The organism is Aquariibacter albus, assembly GCF_014145335.1.
In the GTDB taxonomy this organism is placed as follows: domain Bacteria; phylum Pseudomonadota; class Gammaproteobacteria; order Burkholderiales; family Burkholderiaceae_C; genus Aquariibacter; species Aquariibacter albus.
This window is the reverse complement of the sequence record NZ_JACIVI010000005.1, coordinates 233016-244530: the sequence shown is the minus strand read 5'-3', so window position 1 is coordinate 244530 and position 11515 is coordinate 233016. Positions and strand designations below refer to the sequence as shown.

Here is an 11515-nt window from a genome sequence, read left to right as displayed (position 1 = left end):
CGCTTCAACCGCAGCTTCCGCCAGGAGGTGCTCGATGCCTGGCTATTCAACGCCGTCAGCGAGGTGCAGACCGCTGCCGACGACTGGCTGACCGACTACAACGAATACCGGCCGCACGACTCCCTGGGCAACGTGCCGCCGGCGGTGTTCAAACCCAGGGTGTTCAACCAGGAAGTCTCTACTTCTGGACTGTCTACTTGACGGGGGAGCTTACGGTGCAGCTCAAAGAGCGCGTGGGCTGGCAAAAGGCCGTCGTGGCACTGGCCAACAAGAACGCCCGCATCTTGTGGGCCTTGCTCACACGTGGCGCGGCCTTCAACCCTGACCCCATGCCCGAGCCGCCTGCGGCGCGCTGCTGCCTCAAAGCCCAGCCGGCCAGCTGAGCCCGAACACACAAGACCCGATTCCTCACCCGGACGTGCGCTCGAAGATGCCCACCACAGGTCAGACCGGCAGCAGGTGAACTCGGTAACCCTCATGTGCCCACAGCACGTCGAGTGAATGGAGCCCTGCTGAGCGGTTCGTATCTGGGGCCTCGGTGAACCCCACCGACACAAGCCCGCCTGTAGATGTGCAGTCTGTCCTTCCACGGTGGCGCCTTCGATCACCACGTCCTGCTGTTCACGCGAAAGGAAACCGGCCTCGGAAGAAGAACACTGATCACCGTTGACTCAGCGGGAAGTCCCTGAAGAGGGGTTAGGCCGCATTGGCACGATGACCCCTAGGGTTCGTTGCTTGTATCCTGCGAAACGTTAGGTTTACTCTTGGCCCGAGTGGTCGACTTGATTTCGCGATACCGTGCTTCCAATTGCGCTGCGTGTCGCCCTTCATAAGCAGTAGAGAGCCCGACGCAAGCTCAATGTTTACAGTCGGCGCATCTGAGCGCTGCTTGTGCTTGAATGCAAAGATTCGGGATTCGCCTAGGCTGAGCGATGCGATTGTGGGGCGGGGTCCAAGCTCTGGTTCATCGTCGCTGTGGAAGCCCATACTGTCTCGGCCATCCCGGTAGTAGTTCAGCAGAACGCTGTTAAACCTCTCGTCGCAGGTAGATTCGACTAGCGCCCGGAGTTCCAGCAACGTCGTTGTCCACGGCAAAGGATTCATGGAGATTCCCGAGTACGTGTAGTTTCGGCCCTCGTCGCCATACCACGCCACAAGGCGTGGTTGTAAATGCTTCTTGCCCCAAACCGTGATGTGTTCGCTGCGCCACGGTGTATCGCGGATGAGTTCAGACAACAGCAGTGAAGCAGGGCGCGGCAAGGCAAGCTGCTGAAGTAGCAGCACTTCGGCGCCCTCTAGCGGGAGCTGCTCAAAGCTTGAGTCTGAAGCGAAAAGGTCTGAAGTCAAGGCTTTCTAAGCACGCGGTAGGTGAGCGGAGTCTTGAGCTTCGGAGATTGCCCGAACTTGGTCAAGTAGGGCCCCAAATCGGACTTCTGCTCGCTGCCTGAGGGCGACGTTGTCTGGTTTGTCGACTCGATGATGCACTTCAACCCTGCCTTCTTCCACTGCCCGTCAAAGTAGGAGTTAAACGCGTCATGACCGTTGTCGTCATACAGAAATAGCGCACCTGGTTTGGCTTCTTGGAACAGGGTTTGCCAGAATTTTGTGACGACACCTGTCAAATCAAGGGCCTTTACCTCCGACACGAAGTAGCTCATTGTGAATAGATCAGCCTGCAAGAATTTCTTTTGTTGGGCCCACGAATCAGGATTCGTGACGTCCAGAGGTTGAAAGTTCGCGTGCAGTAGCAGGTCCGTCTTCAACGAGTCGTCCAGCTCTGTCCAGGTGTCTGCCCATGCCTGCTCACGGTCGAGCAGGTAACAGGTCACCTTTTTGACCTTCTCAGTCGCTTTGCGTTCGTCAAGGTACTTCAGCAAAGCGATGATGTCGCTTCCCGGTCCACCGCCAACACACGAGACCCGAATGGATTCAGTGGTGAAGATCGGCCCTTCAAGTTCTAGCCGCAGCGCGTTGAGCACTTGGACCACGTAGTTGCCATGCGAGGCGACATACTTGTACACATACGCAAAGCGAGTGGCCGGGTCCTTGTAGTTCACTGGCTTCCGGCCAACCTGATTGAGCTCGCTGTAGCTCTTCGAGAGGTAACCCATCTGCTCGGTAATCTTTGCGTCAGCGGAACTGCCGTAGGCAGACACGGCTTCCGCATAGAGAGTGTCGAGAGCGATCTTTACGAGCTGAAAGATGGTCATGCGTATGCTTCAGGTCTGAAACGTGGCGGATATTCTAGCCGCGAGCGTACGCGGTGCTCGGGTATGCGGCCTAACGCCCAGGTTCACGCGCGGCTGCGCCGAAGGCGAGGACGTCGGGTGGAACCGTTAGTTAGCCCTCTACACCCACTGATTCTCATAGATGGTCAGCCTTAAGCAGCGCGCCGCGAAGAGCGCCATTTCTTCCAACTCTTTTTCAAACTGTTCCGGCGTTTCAAGTAGTGGTCCATCTTCCCATGGCTCATCCACATGTACCCACTTGTTTCTGTACTTTCGTAGCATATGAAGATCGTTTTTGAGAGCAGAATCTATGGGCGCTTGATCGATTAGTACGAACAGCTTGTCCTTCGTAGTTTTGGCGTACTCGGAGCGTAGATACGTTTCGATGCCTGATACGGCCGTGAGGATAGAAGCGAGATGCGCCCCAACCACAAACGCCAAGTCCGACTCACGAACTATGAATGAACACCATTCCGAAAGGATGGCTCCCCCCTTGAGCAGTTCCTCGTCAAGGGCCAATAAATGATCCCAACGGCTTCGAGGGTTCATAAAGGCTAACGTACTTTAGGCATCACGGCAGCACTTGCCACATGACGCCGACTGTTCAAGACGCCTGGAGCCTACCGTGACCCGCTTCCCAGGCATAGAGACCACACAACCCCTTCTTGCGAGGGCTTGCAATGGCGCGTTAGGCGGCCCAACGGTAGTACGGCAGCGGCACACCCTCAGGCCCGGGTGCATGCGCCTCCCGACGATCACCCCCCCAAAGCAAAACGCCGCGGCACAGGCCGCGGCGTTTTGCTTCATCCCGCCTGCATCCCGCAGGCCGTGTCTCACACATCGATATTCGCCGCCCTCAAGGCATTACTTTCGATGAAATCCCGCCGCGGCTCCACCTCATCGCCCATGAGCATGGTGAAAACGCGATCAGCCTCGATCGCATCCTCGATCTGCACGCGCAGCAGGCGGCGCACGTTCGGGTCCATGGTGGTTTCCCAGAGCTGCTCGGGGTTCATTTCGCCCAGGCCCTTGTAGCGTTGGCGGGCGACGCCGTTCTCGGCTTGCTGCATGAGCCAGGCCATGGCGGCGCGGAAGTCGGCGGCCTTGGCGCTCTTCTGCTTTTCGCCTTCGCCGCGCTTGACGACGGCTTCGGCGCTGAGCAGGCCCTTGAAGGTGAGGCCGGCCTGGCTGAGCGCTTCGTAGTCGGCGCCGTGCACGAAGTCGGCGGTGATGAGGCTGCTCTTCACATTGCCGTGATGGCGGCGGCTGATGCGCAGGTAGGGTTTGTCGGTGCGGGCATCGACTTCGGCGCTGACTTGCGCGTCGTGCAGGGCGGCGGCCAGGGCAGTAGCGCTTTCCGCCGCGGCTTCGGGCGTGTCCAGATTCAGCACCAGGCCTTCGGCCAGGGCGCGCAGGGCCTCGACGTCCATCCAGTTGGACAGGCGGTCGATGACGTTGGTGGCCAGCACGTACTGGCGGGCCAGTTCTTCCAGCACGGCGCCGCTGAGGGGCGGGCGGCCTTCGCCGGGCTCGACGACGGCGCCTTCGAGGGCGACCTTCATCAGGTAGCTGTCGAGCTCGTGGCCGTCCTTCAGGTATTGCTCGGCCTTGCCGTGCTTGACCTTGTAGAGCGGGGGCTGGGCGATGTAGATGTGGCCGCGCTCGACCAGCTCGGGCATCTGCCGGAACAGGAAGGTGAGCAGCAGGGTGCGGATGTGGGCGCCGTCCACGTCCGCGTCGGTCATGATGATGATGCGGTGGTAGCGGAGCTTGTCGGGGTTGAAGTCGTCCCCGCCCATGCCCTTGCCGATGCCGGTGCCCAGGGCGGTGATCAGCGTGAGGATTTCGTTGCTGGTCAGCAGCTTCTCGTAGCGGGCTTTCTCGACGTTGAGGATCTTGCCGCGCAGGGGCAGGATGGCCTGGAACTTCCGGTCGCGGCCCTGCTTGGCCGAGCCGCCGGCGGAGTCACCCTCGACGATGTAGATCTCGCAGAGCGCGGGGTCCTTCTCCTGGCAGTCGGCCAGTTTGCCGGGCAGGCCCAGGCCGTCGAGCACGCCCTTGCGGCGCGTCATTTCGCGGGCTTTGCGGGCCGCGTCGCGGGCGCGAGCGGCTTCGATGATCTTGCCGCAGACGATCTTGGCGTCGCTGGGGTTCTCGAGCAGCCAGTCGTTGAGCAGGCGGCCGACGATGTCCTCGACCGGCGCGCGCACTTCGGAGCTGACCAGCTTGTCCTTGGTCTGGCTGCTGAACTTGGGCTCGGGCACCTTCACGCTGACGACGCAGGCCAGGCCTTCGCGCATGTCATCGCCACCCACCTCGACCTTGGCCTTCTTGGCCAGCTCGTTGTCTTCGATGTACTTGTTGATGACGCGGGTCATCGCCGCGCGCAGGCCGGTCAGGTGGGTGCCGCCGTCGCGCTGGGGGATGTTGTTGGTGAAGCAGAGGACGGATTCGTTGTAGCCGTCGTTCCACTGCATGGAGACTTCCACGCCGATGGTCGTGCCCTGCTCGCTGAGCTTCTCGCCCACGGCATGGAAGATGTTCGGGTGCAGGGTGCGCTTGCCCTGGTTGATGAACTCGACGAAGCCCTTGACGCCGCCGGCGTAGGCGAAGTTGTCTTCCTTGTTGTTCCGCTCGTCGACCAGGCGGATCTTGACGCCGTTGTTCAGGAAGCTGAGCTCGCGCAAGCGCTTGGCCAGGATGTCGTAGTGGAACTCGACGTTCGTGAAGATGGTTTCGTCGGGCAGGAAGTGCACTTCGGTGCCGCGCTTGTCGGTGTCACCGATGACGCGCATGGGGCTGACCTCGAAGCCCTCGCGCTGCTCCAGCAGACGGTCCTGCGGCACGCCCTGGCGGAACTCCAGGTGATGCACCTTGCCTTCGCGGCGCACGGTCAGGCGCAGCCACTTGCTCAGCGCGTTCACGCAGCTCACGCCCACGCCGTGCAGGCCGCCCGAGACCTTGTAGCTGTTCTGGTTGAACTTGCCGCCGGCGTGCAGCTCGGTCAGCGCGATTTCGGCGGCACTGCGCTTGGGCTCGTGCTTGTCGTCCATCTTCACGCCGGTGGGGATGCCGCGGCCGTTGTCGATGACGCTGATGCTGTTGTCGCTGTGGATGGTGACGGTGATGTCGTCGCAGTGGCCGGCCAGCGCTTCGTCGATGGAGTTGTCGACCACTTCGAAGACGAGGTGGTGCAGGCCGGTGCCGTCGGAGGTGTCGCCGATGTACATGCCCGGCCGCTTGCGCACGGCCTCCAGGCCCTCGAGGATCTGGATCGAGTCCGAGCCGTAGGCAGCGCTCGCCCCTTCGCCGCTCAGCGGCTGCGGCGCGGCGGTGGGCGGAAGGTCGGGGGCTTGTTCGGGAAGATCGCTCATGGGGATTCACTGCCGGACGACACGCGGAGGAGCCGCCCAAGAAAAACACAAGCGGGCACCCGGCCCGCTTCACACCGCAGGACCCGCTCCGCCAGGGCGCGGGCCTCCGGGGCTCAGATGCGCATCGGCATCACGACGTACTTGAAGTCCTCTCCCCCCGGGACGGTGATCAGCACCGAGCTGTTCGCGTCCTGCAAGGCCAGGGTCACCATCTCCTGGTCCATGTTGGCCAGCACGTCCATCAGGTAGCCGACGTTGAAGCCGATCTCGAGGGTGTCGCCGCCGTAGTCGATCTCGAGTTCTTCCTTCGCTTCTTCCTGCTCGGCATTGCTGGACGCAATGCGAAGCAGGCCAGGTTCGAGGTTCAGGCGCACGCCCTTGAACTTCTCGCTGGTCAGGATGGCCGCGCGCTGCAGGGCAGCGAGCAGGGGTGCACGGCCCAGGGTGATGAGGTTGCGATGGCCCTTGGGGATCACGCGCTGGTAGTCGGGGAACTTGCCTTCGACCAGCTTGGTGACGAACTCCAGGCCGCTGAAATCGAAGCGCGCCTGATTGCCGGCAAAGCGCATCTCGATCGGGTTCTCGTCGTCCTTGAGCAGGCGCTGCAGTTCGAGCACGGTCTTGCGGGGAAGGATGACTTCCTGCTTCGGGCAGTCGGTTTCCAGCGTGGCGCGGGCCAGGGCCAGGCGGTGGCCATCCGTGGCCACCAGGGTCAGCGACTGACCTTCGGCAACGAAGAGGATGCCGTTGAGGTAGTAGCGGATGTCATGCACCGCCATCGCGAAGTGGACCTGGGCGATCAGGTCCTTGAGCACCTTCTGCGGCACCGCGAAGGCGGGACCGAAGTCGGCGGCTTCCTGAACCAGGGGGAAGTCCTCGGGTGGCAGGGTCTGCAGGCTGAAGCGGCTCTTGCCGCCGCTGAGGACCAGCTTGTTCTGCTCGGCCTTGAGGCTGACCGTCTGGTCGCTGGGCAGGGAGCGAAGGATGTCGATGAGCTTCTTGGCCCCGACGGTGGTGGCGGTGTCTTCCGCATCGCCGTCGAAGCTGGCTCGGGTGCGGATCTGGATCTCGAGGTCGCTGGTGGTCAGTTCGATCTGGCCATTGTGCTTGCGCAGCAGGACGTTGGCGAGCACGGGCAGCGTGTGTCGCCTTTCGACGATGCCGGCCACGGTTTGCAGAGTGGCGAGCAGCTTGTCCTGCGGTGCTTTCAACACAATCATGGATTCCTCAAGATGGTCGTGGTCGTAGAGGCGCCTTCGGCCTGTGGACAAGGCGATTTTCGCCCGTTTCGGCGCGGGTTTAGCGTCCGCGAAGGTCTGTGGATGCCGGCAGCAGCCGATGTGCCGCGGCGATGAACAAGTCGGCCAGGCGGCTTTGGCCTGTGGATAAGCCTGAAGTTGTTCGCGAACTGTCCACAGCTTTGTGCTTTGACGCCGGTTTTCAACAGGGTTAGAAGGCGCCGGCGTCCTGTCCCAGGACGCCTGGCGGATGACTCAGGCGCGTGCTGCGCGGGCCTCAGCCCTTGAGCGTCTGCTCCAGCACATGCAGCTGCTGGTTGAGCTCGCTGTTCTTTTGCCGCTCCCCGCCGATCTTGCGCACGGCGTGCAGTACGGTGGTGTGGTCGCGGCCGCCGAAGAGCTCCCCGATCTCGGGCAGGCTCTTCTGCGTCAGCTCCTTGGCCAGGTACATGGCGATCTGGCGCGGCCGCGCGATCGAGGCCGGCCGCTTCTTGCTGTACATGTCGGCGACCTTGATCTTGTAGAAGTCGGCCACCGTCTTCTGGATGTTCTCGACCGAGATCTGCCGGTTCTGGATCGACAGCAGGTCCTTCAGCGCCTCGCGCGCCAGGCCGATGTTGATGTCCTTGTGGCTGAAGCGCGCATAGGCCAGCACCTTGCGCAGCGCGCCTTCGAGTTCGCGCACATTCGCCCGCACGTTCTTGGCCACGAAGAAGGCCACGTCCTCGGGCATGGGCGCGCCTTCGGATTCCGATTTCTTCAGCAGGATCGCGACCCGCATCTCCAGCTCGGGCGGTTCGATGGCCACCGTCAGGCCCGCGTCGAAGCGGCTGGTCAGGCGCTCATCGATGTCGGCCAGCCCCTTGGGGTAGGTGTCGCTGGTCATGATGATGTGCGCCCGCTTGGCCAGCAGGGCCTCGAAGGCGTTGAAGAACTCCTCCTGCGTCCGCTCCTTGCCGGCGAAGAACTGCACGTCGTCGATCAGCAGCAGGTCCAGCGAGTGGTACTTGGCCTTGAGCTCGTCGAAGGTCTTGCGCTGGTAGTTCTTCACCACATCCGAGATGAACTGCTCGGCATGCAGGTAGAGGATGCGGGCATCGGGCTTGTCGCGCAGCAGCGCGTTGCCCACCGCATGGATCAGGTGGGTCTTGCCGAGGCCCACACCCCCGTAGATGAACAGCGGGTTGTACATGACCCCCGGTGCGCCGGCCACGTGCAGCGCCGCCGTGCGTGCCATCTGGTTCGCACGGCCCGGCACCAGGTTCTCGAAGGTCAGCGAGGCGTTCAGACGATGCGTGGCCAGGGCCGGGGTGTCGCTGGCGCGCACTGCGGGACCGCCGTCGGCGATCGGCAGGCTGGCCTGGACGGGCAGGGGCGAGGCCACCCGGATCGCCTGGGGCTCCCGGGCGGCAAGCTGGAGCTCGACCCGCACGCTCTGGCCGCTCAGTTCGGCCAGCAAGGCCTCGATGCGCGCGCCGTACTGGCTGCGGATCCAGTCCATCTTGAAGCGATTCGGCACCTTCAGCGTGACGACGAGGCCGCCTTCGGCGTCGTCGCTCAGCTCCGCCGGCGGCAGCGGGCGGATCCAGGTGTTGAACTGCTGCTCGGGCAATTCGGCCGCGAGTCGCTCGCAGCCAAGTTGCCACAGGGGGTTGCGCGAGGTGGTTTCACCCATCGGATCGCTTGTGGACAAGGGGCCTTGGAGCGGCCGGATTCTAGACGTCCGGCCCGCTTAGGACATGACTTATCCACAGCCTTCGGAGAACAAGTTGTGGGTTGACAGACGCTCCCTGGCGTGCCTCTGCCGCGGCCTGTTCCCGGGCCTCGTTCCACGAAGACCCGCGCCTGTGTTGTAATTGCAGGTTTTCCGCGTGATGCGGGGGCCTGGTTTCGGGCTTCTGCCTTGCGGGGAAGATCCGGCCGGACTCGGCCGGCAGGCCGTCGCGGCGACGCGTGGCCTGCCGGCCCGGGCCGGTCCACATTCCTGTTCCCTGTCGAACGATGCGCCCGGGTTTGCGACCTGCCGGCGCCCGAGGACCATCATGAAGCGTACCTACCAGCCCTCCAAGACCCGTCGTGCCCGCACCCACGGCTTCCTCGTCCGCATGAAGACCCGCGGCGGCCGTCAGGTCATCAAGGCCCGTCGCGCCAAGGGCCGCAAGCGCCTGGCCGTCTGATCCGGCGGCTCGCACGGACGTGTCGTCCGGCGATCCCGGGTCGCCCGACCTGCGATCCCGTCATGCCAGCCTGAGCGGGGCCCCCGCCTTCCAGGCGGTCCTCGCGACGCGACCCCGTGCGCGGAGTGCGCATTTCGTGCTCCATCACCAGCCTGCCGCGACACGCATCGCGGGTGACTTGTCAACAGGCCCGGGCCTGCAGCGTCCGGGGCCTGTGGACGAAAGTCATCGCATCGGCCTGATCCTGCCCAAGAAGCAGGCACGCCGTGCGGTGACGCGCAACCTCATCCGCCGTCAGGCGAAGGTCTGTTTTGCGGCGGCCGCCGCCCAGCTTCCGCCCGGGGACTGGGTGCTGCGGCTGCGCACGGGCTACGAGCGTTCCAGCTACCCCAGCGCGGCTTCGCAGGCGCTGCGCGAAGTCGTGCGCGCCGAGATCCAGGCCCTGTTCGGCGAGGCCGCCGCAGGACGCAAGCGGTGAGCGCTTCCACGCTCTCCTGGGCAGCCCGCGCGCTGCGGGGCCTGCTGAAGGCCTACCGCCTGCTGCTCAGCCCCTGGATCGGCAGCGCATGTCGCTTCACCCCGAGCTGCTCGGTCTATGGCCTGGAGGCCATCGAGCGTCACGGCGCCTTCCACGGCAGCCTGCTGACCGCCGGCCGTCTGCTGCGCTGCCATCCCGGCTGCGCCGGGGGCTGCGATCCGGTGCCGCGACAAGCTGCGCGCGGCTGGCTGCTGGGTCGGCGTCCTGACCCTGCCCCGTCATCTTCATCGTCTGAAATCACGCCATGACCGATATGCGCCGCACCATCCTGTGGGTGGTCTTCCTGATGTCGCTGGTCCTGCTGTGGGACGCGTGGAACCGCCACACCGGCCAGCCCACCCTCTTCGGCATGCCGACCCCGACGCAGCAGGCCGCCGCCCCGGTCAAGCCCTCCGCCCCGGGCAGTTCCGCCGCCACCCTCCCTGCGCCCAGCGCCCTGGGCGGTGTCGCGGCCGTGGCCCCGCCGGCCGCCGCTTCGGCTGCCGCGGACGTCACGCCCACGGTCACCGTCACGACGGACACGCTGAAGGTCACGGTGGACCATCGCGGCGCGGACATCGTCCGGGTCGAGCTGCGCGGCTTCCATGACGCGCAGAAGGCCGGTCAGAACATCGTGCTGCTCGATCGTTCGGCCGAGCGTGTCTACCTGGCGCAGACCGGTCTGGTCGGGGCGCCGGATCTGCCCACCCACCTCAGCACTTTCCAGCTGCAAGCCGGCCCGACCGAGCTGGCCGAGGGGGCCGAGGCGCTGGAGCTGGTCTTCACCGCCGATTCGGCCAGTGGCCTGAAGCTGCGCAAGACGCTGCGCTTCACCCGCGGCAGCTATGTCGTGGCCGTGCGCCATGAGCTGCAGAACGAGGGCGCCGCGCCGCTGCGCCCGCAGCTCTACCAGCAGCTGGTCCGCGATGGCAATCCGCCGCCCGGCGAATCGAGCTTCTACCAGACCTTCACCGGCCCGGCCGTCTACACCGAGCAGGACAAGTTCAAGAAGGTCCACTTCGAGGACATCGAGAAGGGCAAGGCAGAGCACGCGAAGACGGCCGGCGACGGCTGGATCGCGATGGTCCAGCACTACTTCGCCAGCGCCTGGCTGCACCAGGACGCGATGCCGCGCGAGTTCTACACGAAGAAGGTCGACACCAACCTCTATGCGGTCGGTCAGATCTTCCCCCTGGGCGAAGTGGCCCCCGGGGCCAGCCTGCGTTTTGACAGCCAGCTCTTCGTCGGCCCGCAGGAGGAGAACAAGCTCGCCGCCCTGGCCCCCGGCCTGGAACTGGTGAAGGACTATGGCTGGGTCACCATCCTGGCCAAGCCGCTGTTCTGGCTGCTCGACAAGCTGCATGGCCTGATCGGCAACTGGGGCTGGGCCATCGTCGCGCTCGTCGTGCTGCTGAAGGCCGCCTTCTACTGGCTCAATGCCAGCGCCTACCGCTCGATGGCCAAGATGAAGGCCATCAGCCCGCGGGTGATGGCGATGCGCGAACGCCTGAAGGACAAGCCGCAGGAGATGCAGCAGGAGATGATGAAGCTGTACCGGGAGGAGAAGGTCAACCCGCTCGGCGGCTGCCTGCCCATCCTGATCCAGATTCCCGTCTTCATCGCGCTGTACTGGGTGCTGCTGTCGAGCGTCGAGATGCGCGGCGCGCCCTGGATCGGCTGGATCAGCGACCTGTCGATCAAGGACCCGTACTACATCCTGCCGGTGGTGATGACCGCCTCCACCCTGCTGCAGACCTGGCTGAACCCGACCCCGCCGGATCCCATGCAGGCCAAGATGATGTGGATCATGCCGCTCATCTTCTCGGTGATGTTCTTCTTCTTCCCGGCCGGCCTGGTGCTCTACTGGATCACCAACAACCTGCTCTCGATCGCGCAGCAATGGGTGATCAACCGCAAGGTCGGCGTGAACTGACCCTGCACGCAGCCCAGCGACGCCCCGCGGCCCCCCGGCCCCGGGGCG

The 11515-nt window shown here is 64.1% G+C and carries 11 protein-coding genes and 1 pseudogene; 6 read left to right on the top strand and 6 right to left on the bottom strand.

Annotated elements, in window-relative coordinates; translation table 11 throughout:
* Both H4F90_RS13515 and H4F90_RS13510 read left to right on the top strand, forming a co-directional pair.
* Positions 1-201 (top strand): integrase core domain-containing protein (locus H4F90_RS13515; protein WP_182663839.1); only part of this gene is annotated, 201 nt, incomplete at its 5' end.
* Between the two features lie 20 nt (positions 202-221).
* A pseudogene (locus H4F90_RS13510) lies at positions 222-383 on the top strand (IS110 family transposase); the annotation flags it as partial.
* Between the two features lie 313 nt (positions 384-696).
* On the opposite strand, the gene H4F90_RS13505 reads toward H4F90_RS13510, so the two are convergent.
* The 6 genes from H4F90_RS13505 to dnaA all read right to left on the bottom strand — a co-directional run bounded on the left by H4F90_RS13505 (position 697) and on the right by dnaA (position 8515).
* Positions 697-1284 (bottom strand): alpha-ketoglutarate-dependent dioxygenase AlkB family protein, encoded by a 588-nt coding sequence (locus tag H4F90_RS13505; RefSeq protein ID WP_328700939.1) that lies wholly within the window; start codon positions 1282-1284, stop codon positions 697-699.
* 59 nt (positions 1285-1343) lie between these two features.
* Complete coding sequence (locus tag H4F90_RS13500) at positions 1344-2210, bottom strand: hypothetical protein (protein WP_182665459.1); 867 nt, start codon at positions 2208-2210, stop codon at positions 1344-1346.
* Between the two features lie 138 nt (positions 2211-2348).
* Positions 2349-2777, bottom strand: a complete 429-nt coding sequence (locus H4F90_RS13495) for a hypothetical protein (protein ID WP_182665457.1) — start codon at positions 2775-2777, stop codon at positions 2349-2351.
* Positions 2778-3061: 284 nt separating this feature from the next.
* Positions 3062-5602 carry a DNA topoisomerase (ATP-hydrolyzing) subunit B gene (gyrB, locus tag H4F90_RS13490; RefSeq protein ID WP_182665455.1) on the bottom strand — a complete coding sequence of 847 codons (2541 nt, stop codon included), beginning with the start codon at positions 5600-5602 and terminating at the stop codon, positions 3062-3064.
* Between the two features lie 113 nt (positions 5603-5715).
* Positions 5716-6822, bottom strand: a complete 1107-nt coding sequence (gene dnaN / locus H4F90_RS13485) for a DNA polymerase III subunit beta (protein ID WP_182665453.1) — start codon at positions 6820-6822, stop codon at positions 5716-5718.
* Between the two features lie 295 nt (positions 6823-7117).
* The gene (gene dnaA / locus H4F90_RS13480; RefSeq protein WP_182665451.1) at positions 7118-8515 is read right to left on the bottom strand and encodes a chromosomal replication initiator protein DnaA; all 1398 of its coding nucleotides are present in this window, start codon (positions 8513-8515) and stop codon (positions 7118-7120) included.
* A gap of 367 nt (positions 8516-8882) precedes the next feature.
* Between dnaA and rpmH the strand changes: the two genes are divergently transcribed.
* From rpmH to yidC, 4 genes are read left to right on the top strand one after another with little or no spacing between them, the layout of a single operon-like run.
* Positions 8883-9017 carry a 50S ribosomal protein L34 gene (rpmH, locus tag H4F90_RS13475; protein ID WP_182665448.1) on the top strand — a complete coding sequence of 45 codons (135 nt, stop codon included), beginning with the start codon at positions 8883-8885 and terminating at the stop codon, positions 9015-9017.
* A 19-nt stretch (positions 9018-9036) separates the two neighbouring features.
* Positions 9037-9495 (top strand): ribonuclease P protein component, encoded by a 459-nt coding sequence (gene rnpA / locus H4F90_RS13470; RefSeq protein WP_182665446.1) that lies wholly within the window; start codon positions 9037-9039, stop codon positions 9493-9495.
* A complete protein-coding gene (yidD, locus tag H4F90_RS13465) occupies positions 9492-9803 on the top strand; it encodes a membrane protein insertion efficiency factor YidD (RefSeq protein ID WP_182665444.1) in 312 nt (103 codons plus the stop codon). The genes rnpA and yidD overlap by 4 nt, the downstream gene beginning before the upstream one ends.
* A complete protein-coding gene (gene yidC / locus H4F90_RS13460; protein WP_182665442.1) occupies positions 9800-11467 on the top strand; it encodes a membrane protein insertase YidC in 1668 nt (555 codons plus the stop codon). Before yidD ends, yidC begins: the two co-directional genes overlap by 4 nt.
* Positions 11468-11515 lie beyond the last annotated feature (48 nt).